General features: G+C 65.7%; 17 protein-coding genes and 1 pseudogene. 13 read left to right on the top strand and 5 right to left on the bottom strand.

Going from position 1 to position 21,685, the window contains the following annotated elements:
* Positions 1 to 127: 127 nt before the first annotated feature.
* Complete coding sequence (locus AXE84_RS02865) at positions 128 to 1,417, bottom strand: DNA recombination protein RmuC (RefSeq protein WP_060956763.1); 1,290 nt, start codon at positions 1,415 to 1,417, stop codon at positions 128 to 130.
* A 297-nt stretch (positions 1,418 to 1,714) separates the two neighbouring features.
* Between AXE84_RS02865 and AXE84_RS02860 the strand changes: the two genes are divergently transcribed.
* The 9 genes and pseudogenes from AXE84_RS02860 (at position 1,715) to AXE84_RS02840 (ending at position 12,200) form a co-directional block, all read left to right on the top strand.
* Positions 1,715 to 3,319, top strand: coding sequence for an alpha/beta hydrolase (locus tag AXE84_RS02860; RefSeq protein WP_236750115.1), 1,605 nt, complete (start codon positions 1,715 to 1,717; stop codon positions 3,317 to 3,319).
* 81 nt (positions 3,320 to 3,400) lie between these two features.
* Positions 3,401 to 4,486 (top strand): redox-regulated ATPase YchF, encoded by a 1,086-nt coding sequence (gene ychF / locus AXE84_RS02855; protein ID WP_060956762.1) that lies wholly within the window; start codon positions 3,401 to 3,403, stop codon positions 4,484 to 4,486.
* A 113-nt stretch (positions 4,487 to 4,599) separates the two neighbouring features.
* Positions 4,600 to 5,298, top strand: coding sequence for a hypothetical protein (locus AXE84_RS12785; protein WP_150116236.1), 699 nt, complete (start codon positions 4,600 to 4,602; stop codon positions 5,296 to 5,298).
* Between the two features lie 557 nt (positions 5,299 to 5,855).
* Positions 5,856 to 6,335: a hypothetical protein gene (locus AXE84_RS12780; protein ID WP_150116235.1), complete on the top strand. Its 480-nt coding sequence runs from the start codon at positions 5,856 to 5,858 to the stop codon at positions 6,333 to 6,335.
* Positions 6,336 to 8,530: 2,195 nt separating this feature from the next.
* On the top strand, positions 8,531 to 8,620 hold the full coding sequence (locus AXE84_RS13425) for a hypothetical protein (RefSeq protein ID WP_259705616.1): 90 nt from the start codon (positions 8,531 to 8,533) through the stop codon (positions 8,618 to 8,620).
* A 258-nt stretch (positions 8,621 to 8,878) separates the two neighbouring features.
* On the top strand, positions 8,879 to 9,166 hold the full coding sequence (locus AXE84_RS02850; protein WP_060956761.1) for a helix-turn-helix domain-containing protein: 288 nt from the start codon (positions 8,879 to 8,881) through the stop codon (positions 9,164 to 9,166).
* The gene (locus tag AXE84_RS02845; RefSeq protein WP_060956760.1) at positions 9,163 to 10,407 is read left to right on the top strand and encodes a type II toxin-antitoxin system HipA family toxin; all 1,245 of its coding nucleotides are present in this window, start codon (positions 9,163 to 9,165) and stop codon (positions 10,405 to 10,407) included. The genes AXE84_RS02850 and AXE84_RS02845 overlap by 4 nt, the downstream gene beginning before the upstream one ends.
* 189 nt (positions 10,408 to 10,596) lie before the next feature.
* Positions 10,597 to 11,076: pseudogene (locus tag AXE84_RS13370) on the top strand (cation:proton antiporter); the annotation flags it as partial.
* Positions 11,077 to 11,150: 74 nt separating this feature from the next.
* Complete coding sequence (locus AXE84_RS02840) at positions 11,151 to 12,200, top strand: cation:proton antiporter (protein WP_250636959.1); 1,050 nt, start codon at positions 11,151 to 11,153, stop codon at positions 12,198 to 12,200.
* A gap of 156 nt (positions 12,201 to 12,356) precedes the next feature.
* On the opposite strand, the gene AXE84_RS02835 is transcribed toward AXE84_RS02840, so the two are convergent.
* Positions 12,357 to 12,680 (bottom strand): HigA family addiction module antitoxin, encoded by a 324-nt coding sequence (locus tag AXE84_RS02835; RefSeq protein WP_060958119.1) that lies wholly within the window; start codon positions 12,678 to 12,680, stop codon positions 12,357 to 12,359.
* Between the two features lie 173 nt (positions 12,681 to 12,853).
* On the opposite strand from AXE84_RS02835, the gene AXE84_RS02830 reads away from it, so the two are divergent.
* The 3 genes from AXE84_RS02830 to AXE84_RS12415 are packed head-to-tail and all read left to right on the top strand — an operon-like array spanning position 12,854 to position 13,528.
* The gene (locus AXE84_RS02830) at positions 12,854 to 13,105 is read left to right on the top strand and encodes a type II toxin-antitoxin system Phd/YefM family antitoxin (RefSeq protein ID WP_060956759.1); all 252 of its coding nucleotides are present in this window, start codon (positions 12,854 to 12,856) and stop codon (positions 13,103 to 13,105) included.
* Complete coding sequence (locus tag AXE84_RS02825; protein ID WP_060956758.1) at positions 13,105 to 13,359, top strand: Txe/YoeB family addiction module toxin; 255 nt, start codon at positions 13,105 to 13,107, stop codon at positions 13,357 to 13,359. The genes AXE84_RS02830 and AXE84_RS02825 overlap by 1 nt, the downstream gene beginning before the upstream one ends.
* Before the next feature lie 46 nt (positions 13,360 to 13,405).
* Positions 13,406 to 13,528 carry a type II toxin-antitoxin system Phd/YefM family antitoxin gene (locus AXE84_RS12415; RefSeq protein WP_081093036.1) on the top strand — a complete coding sequence of 41 codons (123 nt, stop codon included), beginning with the start codon at positions 13,406 to 13,408 and terminating at the stop codon, positions 13,526 to 13,528.
* A gap of 295 nt (positions 13,529 to 13,823) precedes the next feature.
* Here AXE84_RS12415 and AXE84_RS02820 read toward each other — a convergent pair whose 3' ends face one another.
* The 3 genes from AXE84_RS02820 to AXE84_RS02810 all read right to left on the bottom strand — a co-directional run bounded on the left by AXE84_RS02820 (position 13,824) and on the right by AXE84_RS02810 (position 19,446).
* On the bottom strand, positions 13,824 to 16,529 hold the full coding sequence (locus tag AXE84_RS02820) for a sialidase family protein (protein WP_060956757.1): 2,706 nt from the start codon (positions 16,527 to 16,529) through the stop codon (positions 13,824 to 13,826).
* Positions 16,530 to 16,792: 263 nt separating this feature from the next.
* A complete protein-coding gene (gene metX, locus AXE84_RS02815; RefSeq protein ID WP_060956756.1) occupies positions 16,793 to 18,013 on the bottom strand; it encodes a homoserine O-acetyltransferase MetX in 1,221 nt (406 codons plus the stop codon).
* 11 nt (positions 18,014 to 18,024) lie between these two features.
* The gene (locus AXE84_RS02810; protein WP_060956755.1) at positions 18,025 to 19,446 is read right to left on the bottom strand and encodes an O-acetylhomoserine aminocarboxypropyltransferase/cysteine synthase family protein; all 1,422 of its coding nucleotides are present in this window, start codon (positions 19,444 to 19,446) and stop codon (positions 18,025 to 18,027) included.
* Between the two features lie 826 nt (positions 19,447 to 20,272).
* Here AXE84_RS02810 and AXE84_RS02800 point away from each other — a divergent pair.
* A complete protein-coding gene (locus AXE84_RS02800; RefSeq protein ID WP_060956753.1) occupies positions 20,273 to 21,664 on the top strand; it encodes an NlpC/P60 family protein in 1,392 nt (463 codons plus the stop codon).
* The last annotated feature ends 21 nt before the right edge of the window (positions 21,665 to 21,685 follow it).

Below are 21,685 nucleotides of genomic sequence, written 5' to 3'. Positions count from 1 at the left end.
GAGACTTTCTCCAGCCGGACGTATGAACGTCCTGGCAGCGTGTCAGCCAGTTATGAGACGGGAGACAACGCTGTCTGATAGACGCCATGGAAGCGTCAATCATCACGGGCCGAGCATGTGGTGTGCGTTACGTCGTTGTGGGGGCGGGGTGCTCGTCGGTGGTGAGCTCGGGTGCGGTGAAGCTGCGCACCTGGGCGGCGTCGGCACTGATGAGCGTGGGGGAGTCCACCTGCTCGCCGAGGGTCTCCAGGGAGCGGGCGGTCACCAGGAGCCGGTTCTCCATGGAGCCGACCGCCTTGTTGTAGGCGGTGACGCTGCGCCGCAATGCCCCACCGAGGGCGTCGAGGTGACCGGCGACGGTCCCTAGCCGCTCGTAGAGGGTGCGGCCGAGCTCCAGCAGCTCGCGGGCGTCGTCGTTGACGGCGGTGCGGGCCCAGGCCGTGGCGCAGGTGCGCAGCAGGGTCAGCAGCGACACGGGTGAGGCCAGGGCGACGCCGCGCCCCAGCGCGTGCTCCAGGAGTGCGGGGTCCGCCTCCAGGGCGGCCGAGAGCACCGCCTCCGCCGGGACGAAGAGGACCACGAGCTCGGGGGAGTCCCCCAGGGCCCGGTCGTAGCGGCGCGCGGCGAGCTGGTCGACGTGCCCGCGCAGCGCCCTGGCATGAGCCTCCAGGAGCTCCCCGCGCCGCTCCTCATCCTCGGGGCCGGTGCCCTGGACGGTGGTGGCCGCCAGGTAGGAGTCCATGGGCGCCTTGGCGTCCACGGCCAGGTAGCCCTCTCCGGGCAGGTGGACGACGACGTCGGGCCGGGAGCGTCCGGCAGCCCCCTCACCGGCGGCCGAGCCCACCGCGCCCACCGTGCCCGCTGAGCCCGGTGTGCCCGCCGGCCTGCCGCGCCGCTGGACCAGCGCCCCGATGGTGCGCTGCTCGGAGAAGTCCACGTGCCGCATCATCCCGGAAGCCTCCAGGACCCGGGCCAACTCGACCTCACCCCACATGCCGCGCGCCGAGCGTGAGCGCAGCGCCCCCTCCAAGGATGCCGTGGAGCGGGCCAGGTCCTGTTCGCGCAGGGCGGTGGCCCTCAGCTGCTCGGCCAGGGCCGCGTGCTGCTCCGCCCGCTGCTTCTCCAAGGACTCCACCCGGGCCCCCACCTGCTCCAGCTGGCTGCGCACGGGTGCGAGCGCCCGAAGCACGGAGCCGTCCCGCTCGGCGCGCTCCTCGGCCACCTGGGTGCGTGAGGACAGCTCCTCGGCCCGGGCTTGCCACTGGGCGGCCTGCGCCCGCAGCTCGGCCACCTGCTCGCCGGCCGACTGGTGCGCGGTGGTGCGCCGGGCGAGCGCGCCGAGGTAGCCGATGACCACCCCGATCACCAGGCCGACGAGGAGCAGCAGGATGGGAAGCAGGACCGCTGAGGAGCTCATGAACCGATGGTGCCCCAGGGGTGTGACATCTATTCGGTGCCCTGAAGCCCCACGGACAGTCCCCACGAAGCCCCGCCGCCTCCCTGTCCGTCGGCTCGGTCTGCCGGCCCGGTCTGCTCCGGCGTCGTCGGGCACGTTTTTCCCAAGGCATGTGCCAACCGACCGGGCGGACCTGGGGCAACAGTCCTGCGTCCCGCTCGAGCCCGCCCGCACAAGCGGGGAGGAGACTAAGAGCACTGCCCTTCTGCCACCCACGGATGATGGGTATCTGAGCAGGTGGTGCCATGCTTGTCGGACGTGAGCCTCTTGCGCAGCATCCCGCTGACCAGCCTGAGAACGATCGCGGTCGTGCTGGTCCTTGCCGTTGTGACTACCGTCGTCGCGGCAGTCCTCCTGCCGCGAACTGTTCCGGCCGCCGCGGGCGCCTCCAGCGCAGACGAGCCCACCCGACTCACCCGCCCCGCGTTGCGCACGGTGCTGCGGGGCATCGGCCGCTATACGGCGCGCACCGTCATGGTGGGCGTGCCGGTACTGCTCGTTGTGGTGCTTGGGGGCCTGCTCATCAACCGGCCCATGCATTACGTGCGCACCGTCGGCGACCTCGCCAAGGCCGCCGCCCCTCGCACCCAGGCCAACTCGCGCATCGAGTCCCCGCCGAAGTCCTCCGCTTTCGGTACCGCCCCGGCCTCGGCCTGGAAGGCATCCTTCCACGACGTCGGCGACGGCTCGCAGGAGGCCACCTGGACCGGCCCGGTCAGCGGCATCACCCTGCCGGTGCGCGTCGTCCTGCCGGCGGGCTACCGGCCCGATGACGGCCGCACCTACAACGTCCTGGTGGGCCTGCACGGCTGGGTCGGCGACCCGCAGTCCCTGGTGACGGGCATCGCCTCACCCCAGCGGCTTAAGGAGGCGATCGACGCCGGCCGTATCCCGCCGTCGATCCTGGTCTTCCCCTCGCTCAACGCGGACGGCGCCAGCCAGCCCGACTGCGTCAACATCAACGGCCGCCCGCCTGTGGGGACCTGGACCGCGGAGGAGATTCCCCGCATGATCCAGGCGACCTTCCCCAACGTCACCACGCAGCGGGCCGGCTGGATGATCATGGGGATCTCGGCGGGCGCCTACTGCGCGGCACGGACCGCCTACGACGTCCCGCAGCGCTTCGGCGCGGTGGGCGTCATGTCCTCCTACGACCTGCCCGGTGAGGGCTCGCTGGCGCACAGCGGCCGGGAGCTCCAGGCGCAGAACGGGCTGTCCACCATGCTGGGAAAGCGCAAGCCCGACGGCATGCGCTTCTACGTCCTGGGGGCCCAGGACGACCCCTACGGCACGGCCCGAACCGCCTGGAGCATGGATGAGGTGGTGCGGAAACCGGACTCGGTGACGGTTGATACCCCGAGTACCGGCGGGCATTCCTGGACCCTGTGGAGCGGCCATTTCCCGTCACTGCTGACGTGGTGGGGCTCGGACCCGGCCGTGTTCACGGCGGCCGGCCTTCCTGCGCCTCAGGGCGATACGAGGGCCAAGGCCACCACCGATGGCGTGAAGCCCCTGTCGGAGACGTCCAAGGACCAGCGCGCGGCGAAGTCGGTCTCCTCGGTGCGTGCCAAGCCCTTCGAGATCAACGGTCTGGGCACGATGATCCTGGCCGTGGTCGTCTCGCTGGGGGCGCTGGGCGTCGTCTTGTTCTGGTCGCCCCGCTGGGGCCGACGGCGTGACGGCGGCAGGCGGTCGGCGGTGCGGCTGGGCGGCGCGATCCTGGGGCGCGCCCTGGTGATCGTGGTGACGGCGGGCCTGGTTGCGGTGACGGTGGGGATCGGGGCCAATGCCAGTGGGGGCTTCTACACCTCGTGGGGTGATCTGTGGGCATCGGTCCGGACGAACGAGCTCCCCGGGAAGTGAGTGGGGCGGCCGACGGCGTGACCCGGCCCGGGGGCGCCGTCGGGGCGGACAGTGTCACAGGGGCCGTCTAAACTCTGCTGCGTGGCACTTACCATCGGAATCGTCGGACTGCCCAACGTCGGCAAGTCCACCCTGTTCAATGCTCTGACCCGCGCGACCGTCCTGGCCGCCAACTACCCGTTCGCGACCATTGAGCCGAACGTGGGGGTTGTGCCCCTGCCGGACGCGCGCCTGGACAAGCTCGCCGAGCTGTTCCACTCCGCGAGGGTGGTGCCGGCGACGGTCTCCTTCGTGGACATCGCCGGGATCGTGCGCGGCGCCAGCGAGGGCGAGGGGCTGGGCAACCAGTTTCTGGCCAACATCCGCGAGGCGGACGCCATCTGCATGGTGACGCGCGCCTTCGAGGACCCGGACGTGGTCCACGTGGATGGGAAGGTGGAGCCGGCCGGGGACATCGAGACGATCAGCACTGAGCTGGTGCTGGCGGACATGCAGACCCTGGAGAAGGCGATCCCGCGCCTGGAGAAGGAGGTGCGGGGCAAGAAGACGGAGCCGGTGGTGCGGGAGACGGCGCAGGCGGCCCTCAAGGTCCTGGAGGAGGGGACGCTGCTGTCCGCCGGGGCCGAGGCGGCTGGGATCGACGCGGAGGTGCTCAAGACCTTCCAGCTCATGACCACCAAGCCGTTCATCTATGTGTTCAACATGGACGACGCCGGGATGAGCGACGAGGCCCGCCAGGCCGAGCTGCGCGAGTTGGTGGCGCCGGCGGAGGCGATCTTCCTGGACGCCCAGTTCGAGGCCGAGCTCGTGGAGCTGGAGCCCGAGGAGGCGGCGGAGATGCTGCACGACAACGGGCAGGAGGAGTCCGGCCTGGACAAGCTGGCCCGGGTTGGCTTCGACACCCTGGGGCTGCAGACGTACCTGACGGCGGGGGAGAAGGAGTCCCGCGCGTGGACGATCCGCAAGGGCGCGACAGCGCCCCAGGCGGCCGGTGTTATTCACACGGACTTCGAGCGAGGCTTTATCAAGGCCGAAATCGTGAGTTACGATGACCTGGTCCAGTACGGCAGCGTTGCCGAAGCCCGCGCTCACGGCCGAGTGCGCATGGAAGGAAAGGACTACGTCATGGCAGATGGGGACGTGGTCGAGTTTAGGTTTAATGTGTGACTCTTTGAGGTTAAAGAATAGCCAACTTTAAGATGTGGAGAAAACTCGCGGCATTTTTATCATAACCTAGGTAATATACTGCGATGGGGCAAAGCGTGTGCGCTATTCTTAATATGGTCATCCTTATCGGAGTGATTATATTTGTGTTCTGTAGGTGGAACTATATTGATGTCCGCCGTCTTTCCGAGGAGGATTGTAAAAAATACTCAATTCTGGTTGTCAACGACATATTTGAACATGCTGCCAATGCGGGTAAGCAGGTACCTATAGAGGATGCGTACTGGCGTGATTTTAATATCAGCGACAGAGAGTGGGTATATTTATGTAGGTGGATGTCCGGAAAAGGGGTGGTGGAGCCTCCCGACGATTGGAGGATGATTTCGATTATGTTGAATGTCCCACCTAGAACACTGGCACTAACGCCAAAATCTTGGGAGTTAAAAATGAGAGAGGGGTCGACTGTGACTAATATAGGAATCCTTGGGGATGGTAATGCTGTAGGTGGAAATATTAACGTTGGGGGGTGGCAGAATAACGGTAGTGAGGTAACGAACGAAAATAGCTTGACTGCCTCTGATATTCTTAAGCTGGTGGAAGCTCTCCGGGAGGACGAAAATAGCCTGACAGGAATTGATAAGGCGCAAATTCGAGCCACTGCCGACTTTCTTGAAAAAGAAATCCGTAACGGTGTATCCCCGGATACTATGGGAGGAGACCTGGGTAAGGTAGTGACGAAGGTCTCTGAAATTATGAAAACAGGAGCATCGCTTATGGGGGCAACTGTATCAGTGCTTAAAAGCTTTGGGTTTTGAGGAGGTATCGATAGTTCTCCTCAAAAGCACGTCCACCTCGCTATTCAGCAGTGATTCTTCCTGCACTCTGTGAACAATCCCTCTGAATATTCGATCTCAGACTAAGACCGTGGGGAAAAGGAATAGCTGATCACCGCCAAAGCAGATGCTCCAATCTCTACCAACCCGTAGCTCAATGGTGTCGCAGATAGCTTGTGGGTGGCACGGCGCTCGGGCCTTCCAGCAATCCAGGGGCTGTAGACGACTCATATCATATTTCCAAATCTGCACGCACAACTTTCCCCAAATGCATCGTCTTGACTCTAGGAATCCAGTGCATAGCTTACCAAAACTTGCGCGAAGATAAAACTTTTTACCACCAGTTGAACTCACACTAGTCGAGACCAAGTAATTCTAGATCGGCAGTTCAAAATCCCAAACTCATGCTTCGCGACAGAAGCTGACGACGCCATAGTGACATATGTAATAGATATCATGAAGTCAAAGTTCCGACTGTATGGAGGTTTCAGATGATAGAGCAAGATACCAGTGAGGAATTGAGCTTCCGATGCCAACTGATGAGACACATTCAGTATATAGTTGACAGTTATCTTAACGAAGTTCTGGTCTCGTATGGTCATGTCCATGAGAGTATAAAGTCGATAGCATCTGCGTCACTGAAAGAACTCTTACAAACATACACTTTGAAATACCGTGAATCACTTAGTAAAGAACAGGCGTTATTGAAGGCCCACAGGAAGAAGACATTTCTCAGATTCCTTTTTGCTATCTTAGCCTGCTTGGAAATAGGAACGATGGCACTGACGGGGGTAGGCCTGATAGATTACTGGAGCTCATGGGATCTCTTTCGTCCAGAATTAGTAAAGGTTGTTCTCTTCGGCTTATTCACGCTTTTAGTTTTGTTGGCGTACATTATTGTCGCGACCTTGAGAAGAATCAAATCTTACAACTATGTTCCCAACAGAAAAAGAATCCACAGACTTGCGTTCAATGATCTTGACGAGGAACTTGAGAACAAAGTTTCATTCTTGAACTGAGTTGTCTTGATGTGGAAGAATCGTGGCAGGTTTTACGTTCCCGAGTTCCCGAGTTCCCTCCTCCGCTTGCTCGCTTTTGCCATGTGTGGTCATTAGGCAATCCTCGAGAACTACTGAGAACTGCTCGAAACTGCATTAAAATTATGAACGATAGATCTTTCGTCGGGAATGCGCCGCGAAGGAGTCTCGGGTGGGTGGTTAAGAATGTAGTGTATCGCGACGTCGATAATGCCTTGAGAGTATTCCTAAAGAAGGAGTCAGTTAATCTGGAAGATTGTCATAAGCAAATAATGCGGTCTGCGCTTGAAAGCGAGGATATCCGAATAGTTTATCAAGACGTTCGAAAGGTTGTATTTGATTTGAGTGGAGTGTCGAAAATGCGATGGGAATCCATGATTCAATGGCTTGATTATGCCGAGTCGGTTATTGATGAATTTGGTTCGCCAGCCACATACGACTCTTGGTTGAGGAGGATCGAAACTGGCGAGTTAGATGAGACTGCGGCCCAATTAGTGAGACGTGGGCTGTCGCGCCAATTCTGGGGCTGCTAGCGAGTGTTTCGAATGATCTGTGATAAGGATTCGTAGGGTGGTATTCCGGAAATACTGAAGTGGGGAGTTTCGGGATGTTTTGTTGACTAAATCTCCTCAAGTAAGTTTGTGACCTGTTCTTGGCGGAATCTTTGGGTTTTGCTTCATTATGAGGCGACTATGACGGAGAAAAGGGGGGCTCCCTTCTGGGGTAATGTGAGTCGATGATGTCTAAGAATGCCCGGCGGGCAGACCTGTCAAGTGAGGGATGTAGTAGTTTATAGTCGACTGTGGGTGTGGAATTTAGTGTCGACGGTGGAATCGGCGGGATTCAGATAAGGTGGGGCTGGAATGAGTACGTGTCGACACCATGTAGTTATCTTTTTATCCATGTGCTTTATGGGCTCTTGTGCTGCTGTCTGGCTGCTGCTTTGATGGCTTCAGTAAGTTCTTCGTACGCAACTGAGGGGCCGGCAAGTTTCTCCAGGGTTGCCAGGCGATGGATTCCTGGACAAGATCCTCTACCGTCTACCTGGGAAGGACGTAGAAGCGCCACTGGGATGCCAGTAGGGGGTTGTACTCCTCGTGGGTGCGTGCCGTCTGGATCGCGAAGACGTACACGTCAGCGTTGTAGGTCGGAGTCGGCGTCAGTCCGCCCTCTGTGGTCCAGATCCGGCTGCGAAGCCCCTTGAACTGAATCGTTGACAGTTTATACTGGTCCCATGCCTGGAGATAGGCGGAGGTCTTGCCCTCGATCGTGGTCCTGTCCTGCGCCAGAACATCGTAAGGATCCCACTCGATCCGCAGTCCAGTCTAACCGACCGCCTTCGCCACCAGGAACTCAGCCAGGTAACCGCGGGCATTGTTCATCCGAAGATTGGATGGCGCGAAGCGCCAGAAATCCACGACCGTTGCATCTGTTCCAGCCACTACCTCCTCACCCGACAGCGGCGTGGGCTTGGGGCGTGGATCGGCGGGGGAGTAGTCATGGTGTCAGTGTCTCAACAAGAACGGGGTGGCTAGTCAGCCCTCAGACATGGACATGAGGGAAGAGGTCACCACCTGCCGCGAACGGCTCTTCGGGGTCGTCGGACGATTACACGGATGCCGGCAGCTGCCCGCTCCGTAGTCGTTGCTCCGCTCAGGACGACGCCACCATCGGCTGGCCCTCGCTGGGCTGAACCACCACGAAGCCCGGGTTGTGGAAGGCCAGTTGGAAGGACTGCCTGACCCGCGGCCAGTAAGGGGCTCCATCTCGAAACTGCTCTTGATCTACGGCTGCAGGTCCGCCGATCAGCAGATCACCGCCTGCGGGGCACCGAAGGTCGACCGCTGGTAGCTGTTCAGAAGCATCCGCGGGCTGTCAGGGGGCGGGTTCTTCGTCTCATTCAGTGCGGTGTCAGGTCGTCGAATATTGCGACAGGGGGAAGACCCTGTGACCGAGTTTCGTACACGATATTGCCGTGGGTGAGCACCTTCTCCACGGACGTCGCGTGAGCGACGAGCAGATCCAGGCCTGGGCTGACGAAGCTGAGGCTGGTTACGACCTTCAGCAGCGGCCTCGTCCGTCTCCTGGGCGGCCCACAGTCGGGCGGGGGTCCGGCACGGTTCTCACTGTCCGCCTCGACTGTCACTGTCCGCCTCGACGAGAAACATCTTGCCGCATTGCTGAAGCGTGCCTCGGATGAGGGGATTACGAACCGGTCGGAGGCCGTGCGAGCCGCTGTCAAACAATGGGCTCATGCCGCAGCCTGATATCCATCGGTCGGCCCGCAAGCACTATGCGAAGGAGCATCTCGGCGATGAGGATCTGCGGCACGCTTACGGACACGTGCTGAACTCGCGCCGCTGGATGATCTGGACAACCCGCCGGCGAGCGGCCCAGGGGTCCGGGGGACGATCATCGCTTGCCGGAGACGTTGCACTCTCCAAGCTTGCTGAACAATACGACGAACGTCGTCGTCACAACTCTCAGTTCAGGTTACTATGGTCGTCATAGTGAATGGGGTGAACATGTCGGGCTACAGAATCGACCGTCAGGTGACGGAGTTCGGAGAGCACGTGCGCGGGTGGCGCATGGTGCTCGGCCTGACTGCGCAACAGGTGTCCGAGCGGGCGGGCATCACCCGCGACACCCTGCGCAAAATCGAGTCGGGCAACCCCAACGTCAGCTTCATCAGCGTCACCCAGGTGCTCCGCGCCCTGGGCATTCTCGACCAGCTTGTCGACGCGGCCGATCCCCTGGCCAGCGACATCGGCCGCCTCCGCGCCGGCCGCCTCACCAGAAAGCGCGCCCGATGACCACTATCGAGATCGTCTCCGATGCCCATGGATCCCACCGCCTGGTCGGCCAAGCGCGTGTCACCCGATCGCGCGGCCAGGTCTCCACCACCTTTCTCTACGACCCCACCTACCTCGCCGACGGTGGAATGAACATCGACCCAGCTCTGAGCCTCGTACCTGGCGCTCAATACCAGTCCGGGCTCATTGGAGCCTTTGCTGACAGCGCGCCTGACCGCTGGGGCCGCAACCTCATCCGCAAGGCCGAACGATCACGAGCCCGCGAAGAGGGACGCGTTCCCCGTCAGCTGGACGACCTCGACTTCCTCCTGGGCGTCAGCGACGACACCCGACAGGGCGCCCTGCGCTTCCGAGCCCCAGGGAGCGACGAGTTCCTGGGAGAGCCCTCGCGCGTCCCGCGGCTCGTCGCTCTGCCCGAGCTACTGCACGCCAGCGACGAACTGGCCTCCGACGATGACCCCTCCGACGCCGTCAAACGACTTCTCGACACAGGGACGACGGGCCTCGGCGGTGCGCGGCCCAAAGCCTCAGTCCGGCTCGATGACGGCGGCCTCGCCATTGCGAAGTTCCCTCACTCCAGCGACTCCTGGGACGTCATGGCCTGGGAGGCCACCGCTCTCGACCTCCTTGAGGCTGCGGGCGTTCGCACACCCCAGCACCAGCTCACCCAAGTGGGCAATCGAAGCATCCTGATCCTGCGGAGATTCGACAGAACCCGTGATGGCGGGCGTATCGGCTATATCAGTGCCATGACGGCCACCGGATCGTCCGACGGAGACCAGAAGGACTACGCCGACCTCGCCGAGGCCATTCGCGACCTCTCACGCTCGCCCGTCCAAGACCTCCATGAGTTCTACGACCGAATCATCGCGAGCATCGCCCTCGGCAACACGGACGACCACCTGCGCAACCACGGGTTCCTTGCCGACCGAGGGCTCTGGCGACTCAGCCCCGTCTTCGACGTCAACCCGAACCCCGACCCCAGTCGGCCCCGTGCGACGTCGATCATGGGAGCAGACGCGATGCCCGACGAGATCGACGGGCTCCTGGCTATCGCAAACGACTACCGGCTCACTCAATCGGAGGCGCGGGAGCGGATCAGACGCATCACAGCGTCCCTGTCAGGATGGCAGGGCCAGGCGCGGGCGAACCGACTCCCCGAGCGGGAGATCACCATAATGTCCGAGTCCATCGAGCCTCGCCTGGAAGCCCTCACCCGAGCCGCGTACGCCAAAGATTGAAACGACGTCTCGTGAGGCGAATCGACTATCCCCAGGGGCGCTGAAGGAAGCGTCTGTAGGCTGCGCCCGGCCTAGCCTGGCCTAGGCCTGACACACACCTGGCCCCGAGCTTGGCTGACTGCGCCCCTCTCCCGGGCCGACCGCAGTCCGCCCGCCACACTCATCCCAGGAAGGGAACCCGGCAGCCTCATGACCATTGAGATGATCGTCGCCCTCATCGGCGCCTCTGTTGTCGCCTACGCGATCGCCAACAGATTCCGCCTCATCGCCCCGGTACTTCTCATTGCCTCCGGCGTGGGCGTCGCGCTGCTCCCAGTGGGGGAGGAGATGTCCCTGCCCAGCACGGTGGTGCTCACGATCTTCCTGCCGATCCTCCTGTACTGGGAGTCGCTGTCCGTCTCCCTCAACCGCATGCGGCGAAGCCTGCGCGGCATCATCCTCAGCGCCACGGTACTCGTCGCCATCACAGCCGCCCTCATCACCCTCATCGGCGTCCTCACGGGGCTGAGCGTGGGAGCCGCCCTCCTCATCGGCGCTTGCCTTGGCCCCACCGACGCCACCGCCGTCTCCAGCCTGGGACGCGGCATCAACCCCAACGGCCGCACCATTCTTCAGGCCGAGTCACTCCTCAACGACGGCACCGCCCTGGTCATCTTCGCCATCGCCCTCCAAGCCGCGCAAGACTCCTCCGGCGTCACCGCCGGCCTCGTGGCACAACAGCTCCTGCTGTCCTTCGGGGAGGAATCGGTGCAGGAGTCCTCGTCGGTGCGGCAGTCACCAAGATCGGCATCCGGGTCCGCACCATCACCGACGACCCCATGCTGGCGACCATCACCGCCCTGGCCACCCCGTTCCTCACCTTCTTCATCGCCGAGGAGATCGGCGGCTCGGGCGTGCTCGCCGTCGTCACCTGCGGAATCGTCATCTCCCGCTTCGCTGCCCCGCACATGTCCCTGGGCTCCCGAGTCCTTGGCATCCCCTTCTGGACGATCCTCACCCACATCCTCAACACCATCCTCTTCGTCATGGTGGGAGTGGCGCTCCCCGGCATCGTCGCCGAGCTCCCCCGCGCCGACCTCATGCGCGGCCTCATCCTCATCCCCATCATCTACATCGCCATGGTCGCGGGAAGATTCGCAGGCCAGCACCTCATCATCTACTCCATCCGCGCCCTCGACCGCCGCCCCGAACAGCGCCTGCGCCGCACCAACATCCGCGGCCGCATCGTCTCCACGGTTGCCGGCTTCCGCGGCGCGATCTCACTGGCGATGGCACTGTCCATCCCCGTCTCCTTCGACGGCGCCGCCTCCACCGAGCGCAACCTCATCATCCTCGTTGTCGCCGGCGCGACCCTCCTGTCGCTCCTCATCCAGGGCCTCGCCCTGCCCTACGTGGTCCGCTGGGCCAACGCCAGGCCCTCGGCCGGCACGAAGACCGCCGAGTGCGTCGAGTCGCAGGAGACCGACGCCCTCGCCGAGATCCTCGCCGACACCATCAGTCAGCTCGATGCCATCGCTAAACGAACGGGCGTTGACGACGACGAAGCCATCGAGGCGGTGCGCCTCCACTATGCACGTCGTCACCAGTCCGTGCTCAACTCGGCCACAGAGAGCGAGGCCGATGTGTACTGCGGCCCGGAAAGCGCCCTGCGGCTCGCCGTCATCGAGCACCTGCGCGAGCGCGTACACGGCCTGCGCTTTTCCGGCCGCATCGACGACTCCACCGCCTCGCGAGTCAACCGACGGTTCGACGTCGAGACCCTCCACATCAACGGCCCCCTCGACGTCGAGTAAACCGGTGGCCCGCTGGCCGGCGACATCGATCGCCTCCGTCCCGTTCGCCTTGTCGAAGCGTGTTCGGCGAGCATCTGCGGTCCAGTCACCGCCGCCGAATCGCGCCGGCTCACCTCGCCAGAGGTGAACGTCGGTCACGTATACCCTCAGCGTTGTCTACGCCACCGACTGCAGTGGCACGATGCTGTCGAGCTGCTCGCGCAGGGCTCGGCGCTCAAGCCTGAGCTCGTAGTGGCTCTGCAGGTTCATCCAGAGCTCGGCAGACGTGCCGAAGTACTTGGCCAGTCGTACAGCGGTGTCGGCGGTGATGCCGCGCTTGCCGTGCACGATCTCGTTGATGCGGCGCGGGGGCACGCCGATGGCCGTGGCGAGCTTGTTCTGGGTGATCCCGAACCCCTCGATGAAGTCCTCCATGAGGACCTCGCCCGGGTGAATCGGGTCGATCCGGTCAGCGTCAGTGGTAGTCGACGAGCTCGACATCATCCGCACCCCCTCAGTGATAGCCCCTCGCAGGAAGTGCCCCTGTGGCTGCTCCTGAGGCCGTTGAGGTGCAGTAGGTGGCTGCTCGGACCGTGTGAGGGAGTGAGAGAGCCTGCAGTCTATCGTCTCGGATGGTACCGTATCCTGGTACGCCTGAGGGAAGAGGTGCTCTGATGTCTATCAGTGCAAGCGAGGCGCGTAAGACGTTGTACCCGCTCATCGAGCGAGTCAACGCCGATCATGACGCCGTTGAGATTGTCTCGCGTAAGGGCAGTGCTGTTCTTATGCCCGCCGACGAGTACGCTGCTTGGCAGGAGACCGCCTACCTGTTCCGATCACCTGAGAACGCGCGACGCCTTCTTGATGCGTATGACCGGGCTCGTGCGGGCCAGACGGAGATGCATGACCTCGACCGGGAGGACTGATGCGTCTCGTATGGGATCCGTATGCTTGGGAGGACTATAAGCACTGGCAGAAGGCGGACCGCAGGATCCTCAAACGGGTCAACACGCTCATTGATGCGGCGCTTCGCGATCCCTTCGGAGGTATCGGGAAACCCGAGCAGCTCAAGTACGGCGCCTCGGGCGCGTGGTCGCGAAGGATTACTGACGAGCATCGCCTCGTGTACCTCGTTGCTGGCGATGACCTGGTGATTCTCCAAGTTCGCTACCACTACTGATAGTGAAGGCGGTCGTGTCGTCTCGAACAACGGCCGTGCGGTCCTCATGCCGGCCGACGAGTACGCGAGTTGGCAGGAGACCGCCCACCTCTTCCGGTCACTCAAGAACGCCCGGCGTCTGCTCGATGCATACGAACAGGCTCTCACGGACTCTGGCCCTCGAACCTGACCGCATTGCAGGGGCGCTAGAGGGCGTTGGTGTCCAAATCCGACACAAAGGAGCCCCGGCGTTGCCAACCCGGGAAACAGAACGTTGGAATCATGCGGTTTCGTCGCGCCGTTTCTGACCCCGTTCTGGGCCTTTGTGTCCGATTTGGACATCTTTGGGCGTTCTGCGCCTGAGGAAGGCCGGGGATCGCTGAGGCGGTCAGCTCCGCCGCCTAGGACAGCACTGAGGGGTGGGACGCGCCGGCGTCCCACCCCTCAGTCAGTGCTCAGAGCCGGATGACCGGCTCGTCGCGTGTTCAGTTCTTCGAACGGCGAGCCCGCAGCAGCAGGTACCCGCCGACAACCGCGACACCCGCAAGGCCCAGGATCAGCAGCGCGTTGGTCCCCGTGCGAGACAGCCTGCTGCCGGCCTTCGCCGCCTGCGTCGGCGCGGCACTCGGCGCGCTGGCGCCACCGGTCGGCTGCGCCATGGTGCCGTCAGACGGCCGATCAATCTCATCGGGCTCCATGCCCGGCTTCGGCGTCGGCGCCGCGTTCCGGCTCGGTGCCGGGCTCGCGCTCGATGACGGCGTCCCAGGCTCCGTCGCCGCCCCGGTCGCCTTCGGGTTCACCACCGACGGGGCCCGACCCGTCGCCCCCGGCTTGGGTGCTGAGCTCGGCTGCGCACCCGGAGCCTGCGTGGGCTCAACAGAAGGCGCCACCGTCGGGGCCTGCGTCGGTTCGGCGGCCGGTGCAGAGGACGTCTCCGGTGCGGGCGCAGCGGTCGGCCCATCGGTCTGCTCAGGTGCGGAGCTGGGCGCAGGAGCCGGTGTGGGCTCCGTGCTCGGAGCGGTCGTGGGCTCCGGCGCCGGGGCGCTGCTCGGCTCGGGCGCAGCGCTCGGCTCGGGCGCGGAGGATGGTGCCGGTGCCTGCGTGGGCTCAGCGCTCGGCGCGGCCGACGGGGCCGGCTTCTCCGTCGGTGCCGCTGAGGGTGCCGCCGTCGGCGACGGCGCCGGGCTCGGCTCCGCCGGCTTCTGGCCGCACTGCTCGCCGAGCCAGTTCATCGTGAAGTTGCGGTACCAGATGCCGCCGTAGTCGGCGCCGTTGTGGGCGTCCTCGCTGAGCAGCCCGATGCTGCCGTCGGACTGCACCGCGATCGTCGTGTATCCGACGAAGGGCTCGTGGAAGACCTTGCTGGTCGTCCAGGAGGCGCCGTCGTCGCAGGACATCGAGATGGTGCCGCGGTCACGCGACCACGGCCGCGGGTTCGGTGAGTGGCTCAGCAGCAGCACCTTGGCGCGCGGGTCGTCCGGCGCGGCGTTCGGGAAGGCTCGGATGATCTGGGCGTTGTCCACCGAGTCGGGCAGGTTCTTGTCGGACACCGGCTCGCTCCAGGTCTGCCCACCGTCGGTGGAGTGGGCCACCTTGCGGAAGCCGGAGCCATCCGAGGCGCGCGAGTTGAGCATGAGGGAGCCGTCGGAGAGCTCAACGACCTTGTTCTCATCCATGCCGGTCCCGATCGGCGTGCCGGCCTGCCACGTCTTCCCGTGGTCGTCGGAGTAGACCGAGACGGCCTGCACCGCGCCGCCGGCGGTCCTGATCGTGTACTGCTGCACCAGGCGCCCGGCGTGGGGCCCGTGCTGAATCTGGATGCCCTGGCCCGAGGCCGCGAAACGCGCGGTCCACGGCTTGTCCTTCGTGATGTCCGCGGTGATCGTGCGGTGCGTCCAGGTCCAGCCGTTGTCCGTGGAGGTCGACACCTCGGCCTGGATGATGCCCCGGTTCTCCGGGTCGGTGCCGCCGCGCGAGCCGCCCCAGCCCTGGTCGTAGGACTTGACGTGGAAGTTGAAGATCGTGCCCGTCTGGTGATCGACGACGTAGCTCGGGTCGGAGTAGCCGACCTTCTTGCCGGTCTCCGTGCCCTGGTGGATGTAGGTGGGCGCCGACCAGGTCTTGCCGCCGTCGGTGGAGCGGCGCTGGACGATGTGGTTCGGGTTGGGGGCGTCGCTGCCGCCGTTGCCGTTGTCCTTCGGGCGCTCGTCGTAGGAGATGAGCAGGTCCCCATTGGGGGCGGTGGTGATCGCCGGGATGCGGTAGTTGTCGGTGGCCGTGTTGGCGGCCAGGTGCTGGGCCTGGCTCATTGAGGCCGGCAGCTCCGTGCTCGCGTCGGGCGCCGGTGCGGGCGTGGCCTGCGGGTGGTCGCCGACGACGTTGATCGGGTTGCCGGTGGCGGTGAGCGTCTGGAGGGTGGCGCCGTCGGTTCCGGTGGCCGTCAGGGTGATCGATGGCGTCCAGCGGCCGGCGTCGACGTCGGCTTGCGTGATCGTGTGGGTGAGCGGCTTGCAGTTGTAGACGGCGCCCTTGCCCGGCTTGAGGCCGCCCCAGTGGCACTGGCGGCCCAGGTCGTCGAAGGAGGATTCGGTGGCGGCGACGTTGATCGTCTTGTCCGACACCGAGCGCACGCGCACCGTGTAGCTGACGGTGTCGCCCAGCTTGTAGTTCTCCTGGCTCGACGACGGCGTGATCGACTCGACCCGCAGCGAGTTGGCCTTGACTGGGCTCGTCGCGCCCTTGATCGTCTCCGGGGTGCTCAGGGCCTTCCCGGCGTACTCCACGGCCTTGACCTCGTAGGCGATCTGCGGGGTGAAGCCACCGGCCTTGAGGTCCTCGGCGGTCACCGTGTGCGTGGCCAGGCCGGTGCAGTCGGTCTTGGTCGTCCCGGCCGGGACGTTGCGCCACCGGCACTTGGAGACGTTCCCGGACAGGTTCGTCGAGGCCGGGGCGTAGGAGTGGGCCTCGCCGCTGGTGTTGGTCAGGGTGATGTTGAAGGTCATGACATCGCCGACGGAGTAGAGGCCGTCCGCGGGCGCGTTCACCTGCGTGATGGTGACGTCGGCCAGGCCGTCAGACGTGGGGACGGCGTGCGCCGGGGGTGCGGCGGCGATCAGGCCGGTGGCGGCCAGTGGCAGGGAGCCCAGGAGGGCCGGCAGGCGCCTCCGGGAGAAAGGACTATGCGATGTCATGGGTGTTCCGTTCTAGGGAGCCGAGGCGGCCTTGCCTTCAACAGGAGATCGTAGACGGCAGATGTCAGACGTCTCACGGTAAGGTAACGGAACATCTCGATTCTGCAAAGTCGGGCGAGTCGCCAAAGGCCGACCGCTCGGTCCCTGACGCCGCGGCCGCTCGGTCCCTGCCGCCGCGGCGCGCGCCACACACTTCGACAAAAACTTCAGAATCGACCCGGAGCCGCGTCGTTTCTGAAGTTTTTGTCGGTTTGTGTCGGTGTCTATGCGCCGGCCAGGAAGTCGCGCAGGATGGCGTCCATCTGCTCGGCCTCGATGAGGAAGCCGTCGTGCCCGTGCAGGGAGCTGATGGTCTCGCGCCTGGCGCCCGGGATGCCGCCGGCCAGCTCCTCGGCCTGGGCGGGCAGGAAGAGCCGGTCGGAGTCCACGTCCACCACGAGCGTGCGCGCCTGCACCCGCGCCAGCGCCGCCTCGATGCCGCCGCGCCCCGTGCCGACGTCGTGCACCATCATCGAGTGGGTGACGATGAGGTAGGTGTTGGCGTCGAAGCGCGCCAGCAGCTTGCCGGCGTGGTAGTCCAGGTAGGACTCCACCTGGTAGCGCCCGCCCACCGCTGGGTCCTCCTCGCCCTGGTGGCGCCGCCCGAAGCGCTCATCGAGCTCGGCGGCACTGCGGTAGGTCGTGTGCGCCAGCGCCCGCGCCAGCCCCAGCCCCCGCACCGGACCCACCGAGTGCGAGTAGTAGTCGCCGTCGAAGAAGAAGGGGTCGGCCACGATCGCCAGTTCCTGCAGGTGGCACCAGGCCAGCTGGTCGGCGGTCGTCGAGGCGCCCGTGGCCACCAGCGCCAGGTTGCGCACCCGCTGCGGATGCGTGACCCCCCACTCGATCGCCCGGTGCCCGCCCAGTGAGGCCCCGATGACCAGGTGGAAGACCTCGATCCCCAGGGCGTCGGCCAAGCGCGCCTCGGCCTCGACGGCGTCGCGCGTGGTCAGCCACGGGAAGCGCGACCCCCAGGGGCGCCCGTCCGGCGCTGTCGACGACGGCCCCGTCGAGCCCTGGCAGCCGCCCAGGATGTTGGCGGCCACCACGAAGTAGCGCTCGGTGTCGATGGCCCGCCCGGGCCCCACCAGGTCCGACCACCAGCCCGGCGTCGGGTGCCCGGGCCCCGCCTCGCCGGTGACGTGGGAGTCGCCGGTCAGGGCATGCAGCACGAGCACCGCGTTGTCGCGCTGTGGGCTCAGCTCCCCCCAGGTCTCGAAGGCCAGGACCGTGTTGGGCAGGACTTCCCCGGACTCCAGGGGCAGGTCCCCGATCTCCAGGAACCGGCGGTGCCCCGGCTCGTCTCCGGGCCGCCAGGCGCCCGTGGGGGAGCCGGCCTTGCGGTCCACCAGCTTGGAGGAGGCCGTCCCGACGCCGAAGGCGGCCGGCTCGGTCTCGGTACTGCCGCTGGAGACGGGGTAGGAGGAGGACGTGGTCGCACTCATGGCACGCCGCCTCAGGCCCCGGCCGCCGCGCTCGGCTCGCCCGCCCCGACGGCCCGGGCCGCCGCCAGACCGCGCTCGAGGTCGGCCAGGATGTCGTCGATGTGCTCGATCCCCACGCTCAGGCGCACGGTCCCGGCGCTGATCCCGGCCGCGGCCAGGCCGGCGTCGTCGAGCTGGGAGTGCGTCGTGGTGGCCGGGTGGATCGCCAGCGAGCGCACGTCCCCGATATTGGCCAGGTTGGAGAACAGACTCAGGGCGTCGATGAAGGCCGCCCCGGCCTCGCGCCCGCCGGCCAGGTCGAAGGTGAGGATCGAGCCCGCCCCGCGCGGACAGTACTTGCGGTGCCGCTCGTAGTAGGGACTGGAGGCCAGCCCCGAGTAGCGCACCGAGGCGACGTCGTCGCGCCCCTCCAGCCAGGTGGCCACCGCCAGGGCGTTGTCCACGTGCCGCTCCATGCGCAGCGAGAGCGTTTCGATGCCCTGGGCGATGAGGAAGGCTGAGTGCGGCGCCAGCGTGAAACCGAGGTCGCGCTGGCCCTCGGCGCGCGCCTTGAGGATGAAGGCCAGGTTCGCGCCCAGCGGGCTGCCCACCCCCAGGTCCCGGGCGTAGACCAGGCCGTGGTAGGACTCGTCGGGCGTGTTGAAGCCCGGGAAGCGCTCGGGCTGGGCCGCGAAGTCGAAGCTGCCGGAGTCCACGATGACGCCCGCCACGGAGGAGCCGTGCCCGCCCAGGAACTTCGTCGCTGAGGCCACCACGATGTCCGCGCCCCACTCGAAGGGGCGGGTCAGGAAGGGTGAGGCCACCGTGTTGTCCACGACCAGCGGGATGCCCAGCTCGTGCGCGGCCGCCGCGATCGCCTCGATGTCGAGGATGTCGCCGCGCGGGTTGGGGATCGACTCCCCGAAGAAGGCGACGGTGCGCTCATCGGCCAGCGCCGCCCAGGCCGCCGGGTCGCCCGGCTCGTCCACGAAGCGCGCCTCGATGCCCAGGCGCGGCAGGGTGTGGGTGAGCAGGTTCGTGGTCCCGCCGTACAGGGAGGGGGAGGCGACGATGTTGTCGCCCGCCCCGCCCAGCGTCACGAGGGCCAGGGTCGTGGCTGCCTGGCCCGACGACGTCAGCAGCGCCCCGACGCCGCCCTCCAGGGCCGCGATCCGCTGCTCGACGATGTCATTGGTGGGGTTGGTCAGGCGCGTGTAGATCGGGCCCAGGTCGGTCAGGGCGAAGCGGGCGGCCGCCTGCTCGGCCGACTCGAAGACGTAGGAGGAGGTCTGGTAGATCGGGATGGCCCGGGCGTGGGCGGGCTCGGACATCGGGTCGTGCCCGGCCTGGACCTGCTTGGTCTCGAAGCGCCAGCCCGCCGGGCTGGTGGGGGAGGGGGCCGGCTGCGTGCTCTGGAGGGCGGCCTCGGGGGCGGTGGGGTGCTGGTCGGTCATGAGGATTCCTTGGTGGTTTCCGGTGGCCGGCGGCGATGTCAGCGTCACGAGCGGTGCCTGCCTCGCGCCGGCGGTTGCGGCGCGCTGGTGGGCGGTTGCCCGGGGCCCGCTGCGCCCGGCGTCGGAGCTGGCCCGGCAGCAGGGGGGGGCGAGGGGTCGTGGCACTGAGTCGTCCGCCGTCACCGTTGCTGCAACTTCTGTGGTGGTGTGGGTGAGGGCGGGGACGCGCACGTGGGCCGACGGCGGCGTGCGCGTCAGCTGCGCATTCGCCCCGTGGTGGGGGCGTCCGGCCGAAGGGCCTCAGGACGACGGAACATGCTCCGACTTTAGCGGTTTCCTCCGCAGGTGGTCCAAACGGGTGTCCGCCATGCGGCTGCGCGAGGGGTCGGCGCGGGGGCGGCGGTTGGTGCGGCGCCGCTTCGGCGTCCCCTGGCCATAGGGCTGGGCTGGCGCGGTTGAGCGTCTTCCCTTAGTGACGGGTCCGGCCGTTTAAACCCGTAGTGACCTGCACAAACGGTCATTTGTGCCGGATGCCATATCGGTCACAGACATATGACGATGGCGGGGAGTCCTGTCGGCGCAAGTGCAATCCGCATAACTACAGGGGTGTAAGTTACGATTGTGAATAGTGTGAAATCTGTTTTCAGATGGGACCAAAGCGACTAGTGTGGCTTTGTCGCATCCGGGCTGACGCTGCCTGCCGTCTTCGTCCCCTGATCCGCTCCGCGCCCCTGATTCCGCGGAACGGATCCCGACGGCGGGCCGGCGCCGGTCCCCGGGTGAGGCGTCATCCTCACGTTCAGCCCCATCACGACGGAGAACCCCAGTGAGCCCGATCCCCCCACGACGGCACGGACACGGTGTCGTCGCCACCGCAGTGGTAGCCCTGGCATGCACCCTGGCGCCCTCGGTGCTGGCCGACCCCGTGGACCAGAGCGACATTGATCGCTCCAAGGCCTCCGAGCGCTCGACCTCCACCTCGATCGCCTCCCTCGAGGCCCAGCTCGCCCAGGAGAGCAGCAACCTCGAAGACGCTCAGATCAAGGCTCAGGTCGCCAACGAGGACTACCTGACCGCCGTCGACGAGCTCAACACGGCCACCAAGGACGCCCAGACCGCCCAGACCAACGCCGACGCCGCCGCCTCCAGCACCGCCGCGGCCCGCTCCGACCTCGGCTCGATCGTCGTCCAGACCTACCAGGAGAGCGGCAACCCGCTCGACCCGCTCACCCCGTACCTGACCAGCGAGTCGCTCGCGGACCTGGCCGACGCCGACGTCGCCCTGACCCGGGCCGGCGAGAAGAACAACGCCAAGGTCCAGAACGTCGAGGCCCTCGAGGCGGTGGCCACGAGCATGCAGACCATCGCCGACCAGAAGGTCACGGCCAAGGAGGCCGCCAAGACCTCCGCCGCCACTGCCAAGTCCGACGCCGAGGCCGCTGCCAACGACGCCCAGAACGCCGTCACCACCACCCGCACCAACCGGCAGAACCTCATCGTCCAGCTGGCGGCGCAGCGCAACACCACCGTCGAGCTGGAGACGAAGTACCAGAACCAGGTCGAGGCCGAGCGCAAGGCCCGTGAGGAGGCGGCCGCCCAGGCCGCCGCCAAGGCTGCCTCGGAGAAGGCCGCCGCCGACCTCGCTCAGAAGCAGGCCGAGCAGGCCGCTGCCCAGCCCCAGGAGTCGGCCCCCGCTCCCCAGGAGCAGTCGAGCCAGCCCAGCCCGAGCCCCCAGTCCTCCGCCCAGGAGCCAGCCACCACCTCCCAGCCGGAGCCCGAGGCGGCCGAAGAGGAGGAGGCCGCACCTGCACCCGCACCGGCCCCGGAGCCTGCGCCCGCGCCGTCGCACTCCGGAAGCGCCGCCTCCACCGCCATCAACGCGGCCATGGGCTACCTCGGCACCCCCTACGTGTGGGCCGGGGAGTCGGCTGCGGGCCTGGACTGCTCCGGGTTGACGATGGTCTCCTATGCCGCCGCCGGCGTGGAGCTCACGCACTCCTCACGCGTGCAGTACGGGGAGGGCTCCCTGGTTCCGCTCGACGCCGCCCAGCCCGGGGATCTCGTCTTCTGGTCCTCCGACGGCAGCCAGTCCGGCATCTACCACGTGGCCATCTACCTGGGTGACGACACGATGATCGAGGCGCCGACCTTCGGCATGACTGTGCGCGTCACCTCCATGCGCTACTCCGGCGTCATGCCCTACGCGGTGCGCCTCTAAAACGGGGGCGGGGCGGAGCGC

The organism is Actinomyces oris, assembly GCF_001553935.1.
GTDB classification, from domain to species: domain Bacteria; phylum Actinomycetota; class Actinomycetes; order Actinomycetales; family Actinomycetaceae; genus Actinomyces; species Actinomyces oris_A.
Note: the sequence above shows the minus strand (reverse complement) of the source record. Positions and strands in the feature narration are given on the sequence as shown.